The organism is Tepidiphilus thermophilus, from assembly GCF_001418245.1.
GTDB classification, from domain to species: Bacteria; Pseudomonadota; Gammaproteobacteria; order Burkholderiales; family Rhodocyclaceae; genus Tepidiphilus; species Tepidiphilus succinatimandens.
Window position 1 is genome coordinate 184,828 of the sequence record NZ_LIPU01000001.1, and the last position, 15,022, is coordinate 199,849.

A 15,022-nucleotide genomic window follows, 5' to 3' on the forward strand; every position below is an offset into this window, starting at 1 on the left:
GTGTTCGACATCGGCTTCTCCGAGATGATCGTGATCGCCGTGGTGGCGCTCATCGTGCTCGGTCCCGAGCGCCTGCCCAAGGCGGCCCGTACGGCGGGAGAGCTCATCGGACGCTTGCAGCGCTACGTCTCCGGCGTCAAGGCGGACATCGAGCGTGAGCTCCAGCTCGAGGAACTGAAGAAACTGCAGGCCCAGATCGAATCCCAGGCGCGCGAGCTGCAGGAGACGATGCGCCGTCAGGCCGAGGAGGTCCAGGCGCCGCTGCGTCAGAGCGTCGAGGAGGCGCGTCAGGCGCTTGCTGTCGGCGAGCCGCTCCCGTCGCACGCTGCCGAACCGGAGGATGTGCCGTCCGCCAAGGCGGATGTGCGGGCATCGGGACGGGAGCTGCCCATGACGCACCCCCATCCGCCTGCCCCTTCGGACTCGGCGGTCGGCACGGGCACCGCGCCTTCGGGTGAGGCACGCGAGGCCATGGGCTTGCCCTCCGGCCTAGGGCTGGCCCCATCCCCTGCCGAGCCCATTCCAGTGGCATCCCTCTCTCCTGGCAGCGGAAAGACGTGATGAGCGAACCGACGCCCGGCGAAGAGAGTTTCCTGTCGCATCTGGTCGAGCTGCGCAGCCGCCTGGTCCGCTCGGCGATCGCGGTACTGCTCGTCTTCCTCTGTCTGGCGCCCTGGGCGGGATTCTGGTACGACCTGCTCGCCAAGCCGATGCTCGATGCCTTGCCGGCCGGCGCGACCATGATCGCCACCGGCGTGGTCACCCCGTTTTTCGTGCCGATCAAGGTGACGATGCTGCTCGCCTTCCTCATCGCGCTGCCCTACGTGCTCTACCAGGCCTGGGCTTTCGTCGCCCCAGGCCTGTATGCCCACGAAAAGCGCCTCGTCGCGCCGCTGGTGATCGCCTCCACCGCGCTTTTTCTGCTCGGCGTGGCCTTCTGCTACTTCTTCGTCTTTCGCGGGGTGTTCCGCTTCATCGCCGAATTCGCTCCTGCGAGCGTCCAGGTGGCGCCGGACATCGAGCAGTATCTCGGCTTCGTGATGACCATGTTCGTCGCCTTCGGCGTCACCTTCGAAGTGCCGATCGCGGTGATCCTGCTCGCCAAGGCCGGGGTGGTCGACGCCGCCAAGCTGCGCCAGGCCCGGCCTTACGTGATCGTCGGCGCCTTCGTCGTCGCGGCGGTCGTCACTCCGCCCGACGTCGTCTCCCAGTTCATGCTGGCGGTGCCGATGATCCTGCTCTACGAGCTAGGAGTCGTCTTCGTACGGTGGAGCGCCTCGGCCAAGGACGCGGCCGAAGAGACCTTGCCCGCGCCGCGGGAAGAGAAGTCGCCGCAGCGGATGCAGGACTGACGCGGAAGAAAGGTCACGAGCCCGGTCGCGGCCGCTCACCGGCGACGAGCTTCACCTCGAGCGTGCGCCGTTCGCGTTCCAGAAGCAGTGTGACCTCCTTGCCCGGCGGGATCGCCGCCACCGTGTCGAGCACTTCGCGCACGGTGCGCGTCGGTTTGCCGTCGATGGCGAGGATGACATCGCCGGGCCTGAGGCCAGCGGCGGCAGCCGGCGAGTCGGGCAGCACCGCCGCCACCAGCGCCCCTTCGCGCGCCATCACGCCCATGGCCTCGGCAAGGGCTGCTTCCAGCGGCTGCAACTGCACTCCGACCCAGCCGCGACGCACATAACCGCGCGAGCGCAGCTCCTCGACCACCGGCTGCGCGATCTGCACCGGAATGGCGAACCCGATGCCGAGCGACCCACCGGTGCGCGAGAAGATGGCGGTGTTGATGCCCACCAGCCGCCCCTGGGTGTCGATGAGAGCGCCGCCCGAATTGCCGGGATTGATCGCCGCGTCGGTCTGGATGAAATTCTCGAACGTGGAAAGGCCCAGGTCGTTGCGCCCCAGCGCCGAGATGATTCCCATCGTCACCGTCTGCCCCACGCCGAAGGGATGCCCCACCGCGAGCACCACGTCGCCCACGGCAAAGCTGTCGGCGGGTGCGAAGGGTAGGGCGGCGAAGGGGCCGGGAGCTTCGAGCCGCAGGATCGCGAGGTCGCTCTCCTGATCGCGTCCCGCCACGCGCGCCGGGATGCTGCGCCCGTCGCCAAAACGCGCAAGAAAGCGCTCGTTCCCTTCCACGACGTGGGCGTTGGTGACCAGCACGCCATCCTCGGCGATGAGGACGGCCGAGCCCATGGCTTCGGGCAGGCGGGGCGAGTCTTCGTCGGGCAGGGGAATGTCGGGGTGACCCTCGGGCAGCTGCAGCCGCCGCGGGGCTTTCTCTGCCTCCGCCCGATCCGCCTCCATCGGCTGCAGCGAGACGACGGCGGCGGCCCCTCGGGCGGCGGCGAGGCGGTAGTCCTTGGCCGCCGCGGCGGCGGGCGCGTTGCGTTCGACGGTGAGCGGGGCGCCCGCGCCGAACCACCAGTGCGGCTTCAGATGCGCCACGACGAAGCCGGCCAGGGCGACGACGGTGACGGTTTGCGCGAAAATCTGCCACAGTTTCTTCATCGATTCCCCAAAGGAGCGGCGAACATGCGATTGTCGGATCTGGTGGTGGCCCTGGACGGCCTCTTGCAGCCTGCATCGTTTCGCGATTATTGCCCAAACGGGCTGCAAGTGGAAGGACGGCCGGACGTGAGGCGCGTGCTCTGCGGCGTGACGGCCAACGTCGCGCTCATCGAACGCGCGATCGCTGGCGGCTACGACGCGATCCTGGTGCATCACGGCTTTTTCTGGCGCGGCGAGGATCCTACCCTCACCGCCTGGCGGCTCCGGCGCCTGCGGCCGCTCCTCGTGCACGAAGTGAGCCTCATCGCCTATCACCTGCCGCTCGACGCGCATCCGGAAGTGGGCAACAACGCCGCCTGGGCGCGGGCGATGGGCTGGCGCCCCGAGGGCCGCTGCGGCGGGGAGGATCTCGTCTGGCTCGGCTGGCCCGAAGAGCCGCTCACGCTCTCCGCCCTGGCCGAACGGCTGAACGCCATGCTGGGCCATGAGCCGCTGGTGCTGGGCGAGCCGCAACGGCGCATCGAGCGGCTCGCCTGGTGCAGCGGCGCGGCGCAGGGCGAGTTCGCCGCCGCGATCGCCGAGGGCGTCGACGTCTATATTACCGGCGAAGTCTCCGAGCCCTGCGTGCATCTGGCGCGTGATGCGGGCGTGGCCTTCATCGCCGCAGGGCACCACGCCACCGAGCGCTTCGGCGTGCAGGCACTGGGGTGTTGGCTGGCGCAGGAATTTGGGCTCGTGGTCGACTATCATGAAGTGCCGAGCCCCGTCTGAAAGCGCACCGAGCGCTGGCCGCAAACGAAGAAATCGTGCACCGCCGCACGAAGGTGGGGACGATTGTCGTTATAATTATCCGTGCCAAACCAAGGGACGGGGCCGAAACGTTCGGCCCCGGGAGAACGCCGCGCCGTCGCGATCCGCTGCGGTGCGACCGATCAACCTCGTGCCCGATCGGGCATGGAAAAACGAAGGGTGAACATGAAAATCCATGAATACCAAGCCAAGGAAGTCCTGAGGAAGTTCGGCATCCGCACGCCCAAGGGCGGGCCGGCGTTTTCGGTGGAGGAAGCGCTGGAAGTGGCCAAGTCGCTCGGCGGCCCCGTGTGGGTGGTGAAGGCGCAGATCCACGCCGGCGGGCGCGGCAAGGGCGGCGGCGTCAAGCTCGCCCGCTCGCTCGACGAGGTGCGCCAGCACGCTTCGGCCATCCTCGGCATGCGCCTGGTGACGCACCAGACCGGCCCCGAAGGCCAGATCGTCAAGCGCCTGCTCATCGAAGAGGGCGCCGACATCAAACACGAATACTACGTCTCGATCCTCACCGACCGGGCCACGCAGAAAGTCGCCGTGCTTGCCTCCAGCGAGGGCGGCATGGAGATCGAGGAAGTCGCGGCGAAGACTCCCGAGAAGATCCTCAAGGCCTTCATCGATCCCATCGTCGGTTTCCCCGACGAAGAGGCCGAGCGGCTCGCACGCGGCATCGGCATTCCCGAGGCGTCCGTGCCGGCGGCCGTCGACACCCTGAAAAAACTCTATACCTGCTACATGGAGACGGATGCTTCGCTCGCCGAGATCAACCCGCTCATCCTCGAAGGCGACGGCGGCATCAAGGCGCTGGATGCGAAGTTCAATTTCGACGACAACGCGCTCTTCCGCCATCCCGAGATCGTGGCCTACCGCGACCTCGACGAAGAGGATCCGGACGAGGTGGAAGCCTCCAAGTACGGGCTCTCCTACATCGCGCTCGACGGCAACATCGGCTGCCTGGTCAATGGCGCGGGGCTGGCCATGGCCACCATGGACACGATCAAGCTCTTCGGCGGCGAGCCGGCCAACTTCCTCGACGTCGGCGGCGGCGCCACCACCGAAAAGGTCACCGCGGCCTTCAAGATCATGCTGCGCAATCCCAAGGTGAAGGGCATCCTGGTCAACATCTTCGGCGGCATCATGCGCTGCGACACCATCGCCAACGGCGTGGTGGCCGCCGCGCGCGAAGTGCAGTTGAACGTGCCGCTCGTGGTGCGCATGAAGGGTACGAACGAGGACATCGGCAAGAAAATCCTCGCCGAATCCGGCCTGCCCATCATCTCCGCCGAAACGATGGCCGACGCGGCGCAGAAGATCGTCGCCGCCGTCTCCGCCGCTCATTGACCGAACCGCCGCCAAGGAATCCACCCATGTCGATCCTGATCAACAAAGACACGAAAGTCATCACGCAGGGCATCACCGGCAAGACCGGTCAGTTCCATACCGAGAAGTGCCTCGAGTACGCCAACGGCCGCAACTGCTTCGTGGCCGGCGTCAACCCCAAGAAAGCCGGCGAGAAGATCTTCGACATCCCCATCTTCGCCACGGTGAAAGAAGCGAAAGAGGCCACCGGCGCCACCGTTTCGGTCATCTACGTGCCGCCGGCCGGCGCGGCCGATGCCATCTGGGAGGCGGTCGAAGCCGACCTCGACCTCGTCATCTGCATCACCGAGGGCATCCCGGTGCGTGACATGCTCATCGTGCGCAACAAGATGAAGCACAAGGTCGCCGCCGGCGGCAAGGAGACGCTGCTGCTGGGCCCCAACTGCCCCGGCGTCATCACGCCCGACGAACTCAAGATCGGCATCATGCCCGGTCACATCCACAAGAAAGGCCGCATCGGAGTGGTGTCACGCTCCGGCACGCTCACCTACGAAGCGGTGGCGCAGCTCACCGAGCTCGGCCTGGGGCAGTCGACCGCGGTGGGCATCGGCGGCGACCCGATCAACGGACTCAAGCACCTCGACGTGATGAAGATGTTCAACGACGATCCCGACACCGACGCCGTCATCATGATCGGCGAGATCGGCGGCACCGATGAAGTCGACGCCGCCATGTGGTGCAAGGAGCACTTCAAAAAACCGGTGGTCGGCTTCATCGCCGGGGTCACGGCGCCCCCGGGCAAGCGCATGGGGCACGCCGGCGCCATCATCTCCACGGGCGCCGAAACGGCCCAGGCCAAGCTCGAGATCATGGAAGCGTGCGGCTTCAAGGTCACGCGCAACCCGTCCGAGATGGGCAAGCTGATGAAGAGCCTGCTCTGATCCCATCCCTGGCGCCGAGGAGGCGAGCGTGGCCATTTATCTGCAGGAAGAAGAAGTCGCCGGGCTGCTCGACATGCCCTCCGTGATGGCCGCCGTCGAGGCGGTGATGGCGGCGCACGCCAGAGGCGAGGTGGTGGATTACCCCCGACAGCGCGTGCGCCTGCCCACCTCGATGACGCACATGCTGCAAGGCGCGGTGCCGGACAAGCGGCTCACCGGCTTCAAGGTCTATACCTCCTCGGGCGGCCGCGCCCGCTTCTGGGTGCACGTCTTCGACAGCGACACGGGCGAGCCCGTGGCCGTGCTGGAAGCCGACACGCTGGGCATGATGCGAACCGGCGCGGCTGGCGGCGTGGCGGCGAAATACCTCGCTCGGCCCGATGCGAAGATCGCCGCCATCGTCGGCGCCGGCTGGCAGGCCCAGGGGCAGGCGCTGGCGCTTGCCGAAGCACTGCCGATCGAGACCTTCCGTGTCGCCGCGCGTACCCCCGAGCACGTGCGCGCCTTCTGCGAGACCATGGTGCAACGTACCGGGCGGAAGTTCGTGCCGGCCGAGTCCATCGAGGCGGCGGTGCGTGGCGCCGACGTCGTCGTCACCGTCACCACCTCGCCCAAGCCGGTGCTCGAGGCCGACTGGCTCGAAGAGGGGGTGCATGTCACCGCCGCCGGCTCGAACAGCCTCGCGCGCCAAGAGCTACCGGAGAAGGCCGTGCTGCGCGCCGACCTCATCTGCGTCGACAGCCGCGAGGTGGCCTTGCGCGAGGCGGGTGACCTGCTGCCGGCGCTGGAGAAAGGCCGCACCCGCCCGGGGCTGTGGGCAGAACTGGGCGAGGTGATCGCCGGCATGCGCCCCGGACGCAGGGACGGGCGCCAGATCACCCTCTTCGAATCGCAGGGCATGGCGGTGCAGGATCTCGCCGTGGCGGCCCTGGTGCTCGAACGCGCGCGCGAGCGCGGGCTGGGTCGTCCCTTGCCCTACTGAGGACATGCCATGGGGGTTGCGACTGATTCCGATCCCGCCCCTGCCGCAGGGGCGGGGCACTTGCGGGTCATCCATCACGGCAGCGAGCTCGTGCGCGTCGATCTTCCCGCCCGCGAGTTCTTCATCGGCCGCAAACCGGGCAACGATCTGCGCATCGATAGCCTGGCGGTGAGCGGGCAGCATGCCCGCCTGCAGCCCTCGAGGGGCGAGCTCCTTCTCGAGGATTTGGGCAGCCGCAACGGCACCTGGGTCGAGGGCAAGAAGATCCAGCAATACCGCCTCAAGCCGGGCGAAGCGTTTCGCATCGCCCGTTACCATTTCCTCTACGGTGCTTCCCGCCTCGAGCGCACCCCTCCTTGGCCCGCCGCCACCCAAGACGCGCTGCTGCGCCGCGGGCTCGTTCCCCAACTGCGGATGGGCATGAACAACGGTCAGACCCGCACGATTCCCCTGGTGCGCGAGGTGACCCGCCTGGGGAAGGCCGGACACACCGTCATCGCCCTCATCGATCAGGGCTGGCGGGTGTTACTGCGCCACGAAAGCGGAGCGCCACCCAAGATCAACGGCGTCTTCCCCAACGCGCCCTTCGTGCCGCTGCACGACCGGGATCGCGTGGTGATCGACACCGTGGAATTCATCTTCCTCTACGCGCCACCCCCCGCCTCATGAATGCCTCGACTTTCTTGATCGCTCCCAGTCTCTTGTCGGCCGATTTTGCCCGTCTCGGTGAAGAAGTGCGCGACGTGATCGCCGCCGGGGCGGACTGGATCCACTTCGACGTGATGGACAACCACTACGTCCCCAATCTCACGATGGGGCCAATGGTGTGCCGTGCGATCAAGCCCTACGCCACCGTGCCGATCGACGTGCATCTGATGGTGAAACCGGTCGATGCGCTGGTGCCGCAGTTCGCCGAGGCGGGGGCCGATCTCATCTCCTTTCACCCCGAAGCGTCCGAGCACGTCGACCGCACGCTCGAGCTCATCCGCTCCTGCGGCTGCCGCGCGGGGCTCGTGCTCAATCCGGCCACCCCGCTCGTCTGGCTCGAACACGTACTCGATCGGCTCGATTTCGTGCTGCTCATGAGCGTCAACCCCGGTTTCGGCGGCCAGCGCTTCATTCCGCATGCCTTGAAAAAAATCGCCGCCGCGCGTACCATGCTGGATCGTTATGCCGATGAGAGTGGCCGCCGTCTGCTTCTGGAAGTCGACGGCGGCGTGAACCTCGACAACCTCGCCGAGGTGGCGGAAGCGGGGGCGGACGTCTTCGTCGCCGGTTCGGCGGTGTTCGGCGCCGCCCGCTCAGAGGATCCCCACCGCTACGATTCGATCATCGCTGGGATGAAGGCCCGGCTGCAAACCGTGGAAAGGAAGAAAAGATGAGTGCCAAGCCGATCGCGGCGGAAGCCTTGCTGTTCGATCTGGACGGAACCCTGGTCGACACCTTGCCCGACCTCGCCGAGGCTGCGGCGCGCACCTTGAGCGACCTCGGCCTGCCGGTTTCCTCGCCGCAGGCGATCCGCGGCTGGGTGGGCGATGGCATCGCCGAGCTGGTGCGCCGCTTCATGGCCGCCAACGGCCGTACCGACCCGGCGGAGGTGGCCGAAGCCACGAACCGCTTCAAGGCGCACTACGCCGTGGTCAATGGCACGGCCAGCCGCCCCTACGAGGGTGTGCCGGAGACGCTCGCCGAACTTTCCTGCCGCGGCCTGGTGATGGGCTGCGTCACCAACAAGGACTGGGAATTCACCCTGCCGCTGCTCGAAGCGCTCGATCTGGCGCCGTTTTTCGACGTCGTCGTCGCCGGCGACACCCTGCCGGTGAAGAAACCCGATCCGGCCATGGTGCTGCACGCCTGTGAACACCTCAACCGTCCGGCCGAGCGGGCGCTGCTCGTGGGCGATTCGGCCATCGACGCCCAGGCAGGACAGGGGGCAGGGGTGGCGGTGGCACTCGTCACCTATGGCTACGGCGATCCCGACGCTTTGCGTCGTCTGCCGGTCGCCGTCTTTCTCGATCGCTTCCCGGAGCTGCTAAACTACTTGGCTTGAGTCCTTCCAGGGCGAAGCCATGCAGGAATCCGAATTCGACGCCCTCGCGGCGCAGGGCTACAACCGCATCCCGGTCACGCTCACCACCTTTTGCGACCTCGACACGCCGCTCTCCTTGTATCTCAAGCTCGCCGATGGACCCTGGAGCTACCTGCTCGAATCGGTACAGGGTGGCGAGCGTTTTGGGCGCTATTCCATGATTGGGCTCTCCAGCCCGGTGCGCCTCGAAGTCTACGGCCGCAGCGCCTTGCTGCTGCACGGCAACCGGCTCGTGGAGCGGCGCGACTACGGCGATCCGCTCACCTTCATCGGCGAGTATCTCGATCGCATCAAGGTGCCGCCGCGTGCCGGGCTGCCGCGCTTCCTCGGCGGGCTCGTGGGCTACTTCGGCTACGACACGGTGCGCTACATCGAGCCGCGCCTTGCCGGCATCGAGAAACCCGATCCGATCGGCACGCCCGACATCCTTTTGCTCGTCTCCGAAGAGCTCGCCATCGTCGACAACCTCACCGGCAAGCTCACGCTGGTGGTCTACGCCGAGCCCGAGGTGCCCGGAGCCTATCGCCGTGCCAAGAAACGCCTGCAGGAACTGCTCGAGCGGCTGCGCACGCCGGTGCGTATCCCCGTCTCGCGCCCCTTTCCCCCCAGCGAGCCGGCGTCGGCCTTCGGCGAGGAAGCTTTCAAAGCGGCCGTGGAGCGGATCAAGCGCTACATCGTCGAGGGCGACGTCATGCAGGTGGTGCTGTCGCAGCGCATGAGCAAGCCCTTTCGCGCCGATCCGCTCACGCTCTACCGCGCCATCCGTTCGCTCAATCCTTCGCCCTATCTCTTCTACTTCGACTTCGAGGAGTTTCACGTGGTGGGCGCCTCGCCCGAGATCCTCGTGCGCCTCGAAGACGAAGGCACGGCGCGCAAGGTGATCGTGCGTCCCATCGCCGGCACCCGCCCGCGCGGCGCCACCCCGGCCGAAGATCAGGCGCTGGAGCGGGAGCTGCTTGCCGACGAGAAGGAGCGCGCCGAGCACGTGCAGCTGCTCGATCTGGGGCGCAACGACGTGGGGCGCGTGGCCAAGACCGGTTCGGTGAAAGTGACCGAGTCCTTCGCCATCGAGCGCTATTCGCACGTGATGCACATCGTCTCGCAGGTCGAGGGCGAGCTCGGTGAGCGCGAGACGCCCTTGTCGGTGCTGCGCGCCGCCTTCCCCGCCGGAACGGTGAGCGGCGCACCCAAGGTGCGGGCGATGGAGATCATCGATGAGCTCGAACCGGTGAAGCGCGGCATCTACGCCGGGGCGGTGGGCTACATCGGCTTTCACGGGGAAATGGATCTGGCGATCGCCATCCGCACCGCCGTCATCAAGGACGGGACCATCCACGTGCAGGCGGGCGCGGGCATCGTCGCCGATTCCAACCCGGAGGCCGAATGGCAGGAGACGCGCAACAAGGCGCGCGCCATGCTCAAGGCCGCCGAGATGGCCGAAGCGGGGTTGGACGAGCCGCCGGCGCAATGAGGAACGGCCCCGCGGGGCCGTTCTTTGCCACCCAAAAACCTGGCCGGCTCAGAGCTTGATGCTCGTCATGTACTGGTCGTAGCTCATCTCCGAGAGGCGGAACCAGGAGTACTCGTCGCGCAGGAATTTCTCGTAGTGCGCGTAGATCTTCTTCCAGTCGGGGTTGGTGTCGTTGAGCTCGGCGAAGAGCTCGTTGCGGGCCTTGAACGAGGCGTCCATCATGTCTTTGGGGAAGCGGTTGATCTTCGCTCCTTCCGCGACCAGCTTGCGGATGGTGTCGGGATTGCGTGCGTCGTACTTTGCCGTCATGCGGGTGTGGGCGTCGCTCGCCGCGACGCGGATGAGCTCTTGATAGCGCTTGGGTAGCGCATTGTAGGCCTTCATGTTGGCATACAAAGTGAGTTGCGCGCCGCCTTCCCACCACGCCGGGTAGTAACCGTAGGGTGCCACCTTGTGGAAACCGAGCTTGTAGTCGTCATAGACGGTGGTCCATTCCACCGCATCGATCGTGCCTTTTTCCAGCGCCTGGTAGAGCTCGCCCCCGGGGATCGCCTGCGGCACGGCGCCCAGTTTGGTGAGCACGCGGCCGGCGAGGTTGCTGATGCGGATCTTCAGCCCTTTCAGATCCTCGACCGACTTGATCTCCTTGCGGTACCAGCCGCCCCACTGGGCGCCGGTGTTGCCCAGGGGGAAGTTGACGATGTCGTAGCGGGCGAAGAGCTCGCGCATCAGCTGCAGACCGCCGGCGTCGTACATCCAGGCGTTGATCATGCGTGCGTTGAGGCCGAAGGGGACGGCGCAGTCGAAGGCAAGCGCGTCGTTCTTGCCGACGTAGTAGTACGAGGCGGTGTGGGCCATCTCGACGGTACCTTGCTGCACCGCGTCGAAGACGCCGAAGGCCGGCACCAGCTCGCCGGCGGCGAAGACGTCGATCTGGAACTTGCCTTCGGAGAGTTCGCTGATGGTTTTGCTCATCTCCTCGGCCGCGCCGAAGATGGTGTCGAGCGACTTGGGAAAGCTCGAGGCGAGGCGCCAGCGGATGTTCTGCTGCGCCATGACGATGGCTGGAGCGGTGCCGCTGGCGAGAATGCCGGCGATGCCGGCTCCCTGGAGGAACTTGCGTCGTTGCATGGTGGGTCTCCCTTTGTGTGGTTGAAGGCTGGATGGCGCGCCGAAACGCCGTTGCGATGGTAGCGTAAAAACCAGAGCTCGCGTGTGCCCTGGCTTCAGTCGCCGGCCACCTGCATCGCTTCGATCAGGGTGGAGCCGAGGCGGTAGCGGTGGCAGGGACGGGCGTCGTCGGCCACGCCGCCGATGGCGGCGAACATCTGCAGCAAATTGCCGGCGATGGTGATCTCGCTCACCGGGTGGACGATTTCACCACCCTCCACCCAGAAGCCGGCCGCGCCGCGGGAATAATCGCCGGTGACGGGATTGACGCCATGCCCCATCAGTTCGGTGACGAGCAGACCCCGCCCCATCTCGCGCAGCAGCGCTTCGCGACTTTCGTGCGTCGGCGGCACGAACAGGTTGTGCGCTCCGCCGGCGTTGCCGGTGCTCGGCAGGCCCAGTTTGCGCCCGGAGTAGGTGGAGAGGAACCAGCCCTGCAGCACGCCTTCGGCCACCACGGTGCGTTTGGCCGTGGCCACGCCCTCGTCGTCGAAAGGGGCCGAACCGGGGGCCTTGGCGATGAAAGGATCCTCGAGCACGGTGACGAGGGGGGAGAAGATGCGTTCGCCGAGTTTACCGAGCAGGAAGGAGGACTTGCGGTAGAGGGCGCCGCCGCTCGCGGCATGGACGAAGTGGGACAGCAGGCTGCCCGAGACGGTGTGGTCGAACACGACGGGGTAGGTACCGGTGGGGAGGCGCCGGGCGCCGAGCCGGGCGATCGCCCGCCGTCCGGCACTGCGTCCGATCGTCTCGGCCGGTTCGAGATCGAGCGGATCGCGCCGCCAATCCCACCAATGGTCGCGCTCCATGCCCGCTTCGTCCTGGGCGATCACGCTGCAGGAGAGGCTATGCGCCGTGGTCGGGTAGCCGGCGAGGAAACCGAGCGAATTGGCGAGCACGAACTGGTGCGCCTGGGTCGAGACCGTCGCCCCTTCGGAATTGGCGATGCGGGCATCCACCGCGAGGGCGGCCGCCTCGCAGGCGCGGGCGAGTTCGATCGCCGCTTCCGCTTCCAGCGCCCAGGGGTGGAAAAGCGAGAGGTCGGGAACGCGCTGCGGGTCGGCCAGGCGCTGCGCCTCGGGCAAGCCGGCCGCATCGTCTTCGGCGGTGAGCCGGGCGATGGCCACGGCAGCGGCGACGGTGCGTTCGATCGCCTCCGGGTTCAGGTCGCTCGAGCTTGCATGCCCTTGGCGCTGGCCGACATAGACCGTGACGCTCAAACCCTTGTCGTGATGGTGTTCGAGCGTCTCGAGCGCGCCGCGGCGCACCGTCACCGACAGGCCCCGGCCTTCGGAGACGCTGACTTCGGCCGCATCGGCGCCGAGCGTGCGCGCCTGGGCGAGCGCCGCCTCGGCGATGCGTGCGAGTTCATCGCGGGGATAGGCAAATTCGACCGCTGGCATTCCGGGCTCTCCTGAGGGACTGGCTTATAATTCTATCCTTCCCTGACCGTAATCCCGAGCAATCCTTGCCGATGACCTCCTCCCTGCCGCCGTCCCGCCCCGAAGCTCCGCCCTCGAAGACGAGGCGAAAGAAAGCGATGCTCGCCTTGCAGGATTTGGGCGAGCGGCTCACGGCGCTGTCGCGCGAGCGTCTGGCGCGGCTCGATCTGCCCGAAACTCTGCTTGGGGCCATCCTGGAAGCCAAGCGTCTGGAAGGCAAGCATGAGGCGCGGCGGCGGCAGATGCAGTACGTCGGCCGCCTCATGCGCGACGTCGATGCGGCGGGAATCGCACAGCGGCTTGCCGGGCTGGAGGGCGATTCGCCGCAGGCCAAAGCGCGCCGGGCGCAGCTGGAACGGCTGCGCGAGCGTTTCCTCGAAGACGAACGCGTGCTGGGCGAGATCCTTGCCTGGGCGCCGCAGGCCGACGTGCAGCACCTGCGTGCGCTGCGGCGCAAGGTGCTGGAAGAACGGCAGAAGGGGGAGCCGACGGGTGAGTCCTATCGTGCGCTCTATCGCGAGCTGAAGGTGCTCTTCGAGGCGCGCGAGGCAGAGGGAAGGTTGGATTCGGCCGCAGAAGAAGGGGGAGAGGAATGAAGGCGGAAGCGGTGATCGGACTCGTGTCGGTGAGCGATCGGGCAAGCCAGGGCGTCTATGAGGATCGTGGCCTGCCGGCGCTGGAGGCATGGCTTTCCCGGGCGCTCGTTTCGCCCTGGCGCGCGGAGAAGCGCCTGATTCCCGACGAGCGGCCCGTGATCGAGCGCACCTTGATCGAACTGGCCGACGAGCTCGGCTGCTGCCTCGTCTTCACCACCGGCGGGACGGGTCCGGCCCCGCGCGACGTCACGCCCGAGGCGACGCTCGCCGTGGGTGAGAAGGAGCTGCCCGGCTTTGGCGAAGAGATGCGGCGCATCGGCCTGCGTTTCGTCCCCACCGCCATCCTGTCGCGCCAGGTGGCGGTGATCCGCGGTCGCACCCTGATCGTGAACCTTCCGGGGCAGCCGAAGTCCATTCAGGAAACCCTGGAGGGGCTGCGCGATGCCGACGGCAAGGTGATCCACGCCGGCATCTTCGCGGCGATTCCCTACGCGATCGATCTCATCGGCGGGCCCTATCTGGAAACGGATCCCGCGGTCGTCGCAGCGTTTCGCCCCAAGAGCGCCGTCAAACCCTCTCAGGGATGAGCCAACGAGGAAAGCCTATGAACACCGTCAAAGCCCATACCCGTTTGCACGTCGACGACGTGCGCATCAAGGAGATCAAGGAGCTCGTGCCACCAGCGCACGTGTTGCGCGAGTTTCCCGCCACGCCGGCCTCGGCCGAGACCACCTTCCTCGCGCGCCAGGCGATCCATCGCATCCTCTACGGCGCCGACGACCGGCTGCTCGCGATCGTCGGGCCGTGCTCCATCCACGATCCGGAAGCGGCGCTGGAGTACGCCCGCCGGCTCAAGGAACAGGCTGACCGGCTGCGCGGCGAGCTGCTGGTGGTGATGCGGGTCTACTTCGAGAAACCGCGCACGACGGTGGGCTGGAAAGGACTCATCAACGATCCCTACCTGGACGACTCCTACCGCATCAACGACGGCATTCGCCTCGCCCGTCGATTGTTGTGGGAGATCACCGAGATGGGGCTGCCGGCCGCCACCGAGTTCCTCGACATGATCACGCCGCAGTACATCGCCGACCTCATCGCCTGGGGCGCGATCGGGGCGCGTACCACCGAGAGCCAGGTGCACCGCGAGCTCGCTTCGGGCCTCTCCTGCCCGGTCGGGTTCAAGAACGGCACCGACGGCAACGTGCGCATCGCCATCGACGCCATCAAGGCGGCCCAGGCGCCGCACCATTTCCTGTCGGTGACCAAGGCCGGGCACTCGGCCATCGTCAGCACTTCGGGCAACGAAGACTGCCACGTCATTTTGCGCGGCGGCAAGGAGCCCAATTACGATGCGAACAGCGTCGAGGCGGCCTGCCGCGACCTGGCCGCGGCCGGCATCCCGGCCAAGGTGATGATCGACTGCTCGCACGGCAACAGCCGCAAGCAGTTCAAGCGGCAACTCGAAGTGGTCGAAGCGGTGGCCGAGCAGCTCGCCGGCGGCGAGGATCGCATCATCGGCGTGATGATCGAGTCGCATCTGAAGGAAGGGCGGCAGGATCTGGTGCCGGGCAAGCCGCTCGAATACGGCAAGAGCATTACGGACGCCTGCATCGGCTGGGAAGATACGGTTGCGGCGCTCGATCGCCTCGCCGAGGCGGTGACCGCGCGGCGAGTGGCGCTGGCGCAGCGCGCCTGAGCG

Annotated in this window: 16 protein-coding genes; 13 read left to right on the top strand and 3 right to left on the bottom strand. The window is 67.0% G+C overall.

Annotated features, from left to right (window positions below; all coding sequences use genetic code 11):
* Together tatB and tatC are read left to right on the top strand one after the other, a co-directional pair.
* Complete coding sequence (gene tatB, locus ASC37_RS00905; RefSeq protein ID WP_072247873.1) at positions 1-561, top strand: Sec-independent protein translocase protein TatB; 561 nt, start codon at positions 1-3, stop codon at positions 559-561.
* Complete coding sequence (gene tatC, locus ASC37_RS00910; protein WP_055422565.1) at positions 561-1,352, top strand: twin-arginine translocase subunit TatC; 792 nt, start codon at positions 561-563, stop codon at positions 1,350-1,352. The genes tatB and tatC overlap by 1 nt, the downstream gene beginning before the upstream one ends.
* A gap of 13 nt (positions 1,353-1,365) precedes the next feature.
* Here the strand turns inward: tatC and ASC37_RS00915 are convergent, their stop codons facing one another.
* Entirely contained in the window at positions 1,366-2,508 is a 1,143-nt protein-coding gene (locus ASC37_RS00915) for a S1C family serine protease (RefSeq protein WP_055422566.1), read from the bottom strand.
* 24 nt (positions 2,509-2,532) lie between these two features.
* Here ASC37_RS00915 and ASC37_RS00920 point away from each other — a divergent pair, with 24 nt between their 5' ends.
* The 8 genes from ASC37_RS00920 (at position 2,533) to trpE (ending at position 10,115) form a co-directional block, all read left to right on the top strand.
* Positions 2,533-3,279: a Nif3-like dinuclear metal center hexameric protein gene (locus tag ASC37_RS00920; RefSeq protein WP_055422567.1), complete on the top strand. Its 747-nt coding sequence runs from the start codon at positions 2,533-2,535 to the stop codon at positions 3,277-3,279.
* A 204-nt stretch (positions 3,280-3,483) separates the two neighbouring features.
* The gene (gene sucC / locus ASC37_RS00925; RefSeq protein WP_055422568.1) at positions 3,484-4,653 is read left to right on the top strand and encodes an ADP-forming succinate--CoA ligase subunit beta; all 1,170 of its coding nucleotides are present in this window, start codon (positions 3,484-3,486) and stop codon (positions 4,651-4,653) included.
* Positions 4,654-4,679: 26 nt separating this feature from the next.
* A complete protein-coding gene (sucD, locus tag ASC37_RS00930; RefSeq protein WP_055422569.1) occupies positions 4,680-5,573 on the top strand; it encodes a succinate--CoA ligase subunit alpha in 894 nt (297 codons plus the stop codon).
* Positions 5,574-5,601: 28 nt separating this feature from the next.
* The gene (locus ASC37_RS00935) at positions 5,602-6,555 is read left to right on the top strand and encodes an ornithine cyclodeaminase family protein (protein WP_055422570.1); all 954 of its coding nucleotides are present in this window, start codon (positions 5,602-5,604) and stop codon (positions 6,553-6,555) included.
* A gap of 9 nt (positions 6,556-6,564) precedes the next feature.
* A complete protein-coding gene (locus ASC37_RS00940; protein WP_055422571.1) occupies positions 6,565-7,224 on the top strand; it encodes an FHA domain-containing protein in 660 nt (219 codons plus the stop codon).
* A complete protein-coding gene (gene rpe, locus ASC37_RS00945) occupies positions 7,221-7,937 on the top strand; it encodes a ribulose-phosphate 3-epimerase (protein WP_055422572.1) in 717 nt (238 codons plus the stop codon). The genes ASC37_RS00940 and rpe overlap by 4 nt, the downstream gene beginning before the upstream one ends.
* Positions 7,934-8,605, top strand: coding sequence for a phosphoglycolate phosphatase (gene gph / locus ASC37_RS00950; protein WP_055422573.1), 672 nt, complete (start codon positions 7,934-7,936; stop codon positions 8,603-8,605). The genes rpe and gph overlap by 4 nt, the downstream gene beginning before the upstream one ends.
* Positions 8,606-8,624: 19 nt before the next feature.
* Positions 8,625-10,115, top strand: a complete 1,491-nt coding sequence (gene trpE, locus ASC37_RS00955) for an anthranilate synthase component I (RefSeq protein WP_055422574.1) — start codon at positions 8,625-8,627, stop codon at positions 10,113-10,115.
* Between the two features lie 48 nt (positions 10,116-10,163).
* On the opposite strand, the gene ASC37_RS00960 is transcribed toward trpE, so the two are convergent.
* The gene (locus ASC37_RS00960; protein WP_055422575.1) at positions 10,164-11,246 is read right to left on the bottom strand and encodes a TRAP transporter substrate-binding protein; all 1,083 of its coding nucleotides are present in this window, start codon (positions 11,244-11,246) and stop codon (positions 10,164-10,166) included.
* A gap of 95 nt (positions 11,247-11,341) precedes the next feature.
* A complete protein-coding gene (gene pmbA, locus ASC37_RS00965; RefSeq protein ID WP_055422576.1) occupies positions 11,342-12,688 on the bottom strand; it encodes a metalloprotease PmbA in 1,347 nt (448 codons plus the stop codon).
* 71 nt (positions 12,689-12,759) lie between these two features.
* On the opposite strand from pmbA, the gene yjgA reads away from it, so the two are divergent.
* Genes yjgA through aroG form a run of 3 tightly spaced genes read left to right on the top strand, consistent with a single transcriptional unit; the run spans position 12,760 to position 15,019 of the window.
* The gene (gene yjgA, locus ASC37_RS00970) at positions 12,760-13,323 is read left to right on the top strand and encodes a ribosome biogenesis factor YjgA (RefSeq protein WP_072247874.1); all 564 of its coding nucleotides are present in this window, start codon (positions 12,760-12,762) and stop codon (positions 13,321-13,323) included.
* Positions 13,320-13,910 carry a molybdopterin adenylyltransferase gene (gene mog / locus ASC37_RS00975; protein ID WP_055422578.1) on the top strand — a complete coding sequence of 197 codons (591 nt, stop codon included), beginning with the start codon at positions 13,320-13,322 and terminating at the stop codon, positions 13,908-13,910. Before yjgA ends, mog begins: the two co-directional genes overlap by 4 nt.
* A 17-nt stretch (positions 13,911-13,927) precedes the next feature.
* Complete coding sequence (gene aroG / locus ASC37_RS00980; protein ID WP_037989251.1) at positions 13,928-15,019, top strand: 3-deoxy-7-phosphoheptulonate synthase AroG; 1,092 nt, start codon at positions 13,928-13,930, stop codon at positions 15,017-15,019.
* Positions 15,020-15,022: the final 3 nt, after the last annotated feature.

What these genes read in the sequence shown, in the direction of transcription:
- tatC (WP_055422565.1), top strand. Translation starts at nt 561, where the DNA reads ATGAGCGAACCGACGCCCGGCGAAGAGAGTTTCCTGTCGCATCTGGTC.
- ASC37_RS00915 (WP_055422566.1), bottom strand. Translation starts at nt 2,508, where the DNA reads ATGAAGAAACTGTGGCAGATTTTCGCGCAAACCGTCACCGTCGTCGCC.
- ASC37_RS00920 (WP_055422567.1), top strand. Translation starts at nt 2,533, where the DNA reads ATGCGATTGTCGGATCTGGTGGTGGCCCTGGACGGCCTCTTGCAGCCT.
- sucC (WP_055422568.1), top strand. Translation starts at nt 3,484, where the DNA reads ATGAAAATCCATGAATACCAAGCCAAGGAAGTCCTGAGGAAGTTCGGC.
- sucD (WP_055422569.1), top strand. Translation starts at nt 4,680, where the DNA reads ATGTCGATCCTGATCAACAAAGACACGAAAGTCATCACGCAGGGCATC.
- ASC37_RS00940 (WP_055422571.1), top strand. Translation starts at nt 6,565, where the DNA reads ATGGGGGTTGCGACTGATTCCGATCCCGCCCCTGCCGCAGGGGCGGGG.
- rpe (WP_055422572.1), top strand. Translation starts at nt 7,221, where the DNA reads ATGAATGCCTCGACTTTCTTGATCGCTCCCAGTCTCTTGTCGGCCGAT.
- gph (WP_055422573.1), top strand. Translation starts at nt 7,934, where the DNA reads ATGAGTGCCAAGCCGATCGCGGCGGAAGCCTTGCTGTTCGATCTGGAC.
- trpE (WP_055422574.1), top strand. Translation starts at nt 8,625, where the DNA reads ATGCAGGAATCCGAATTCGACGCCCTCGCGGCGCAGGGCTACAACCGC.
- ASC37_RS00960 (WP_055422575.1), bottom strand. Translation starts at nt 11,246, where the DNA reads ATGCAACGACGCAAGTTCCTCCAGGGAGCCGGCATCGCCGGCATTCTC.
- pmbA (WP_055422576.1), bottom strand. Translation starts at nt 12,688, where the DNA reads ATGCCAGCGGTCGAATTTGCCTATCCCCGCGATGAACTCGCACGCATC.
- yjgA (WP_072247874.1), top strand. Translation starts at nt 12,760, where the DNA reads ATGACCTCCTCCCTGCCGCCGTCCCGCCCCGAAGCTCCGCCCTCGAAG.
- mog (WP_055422578.1), top strand. Translation starts at nt 13,320, where the DNA reads ATGAAGGCGGAAGCGGTGATCGGACTCGTGTCGGTGAGCGATCGGGCA.
- aroG (WP_037989251.1), top strand. Translation starts at nt 13,928, where the DNA reads ATGAACACCGTCAAAGCCCATACCCGTTTGCACGTCGACGACGTGCGC.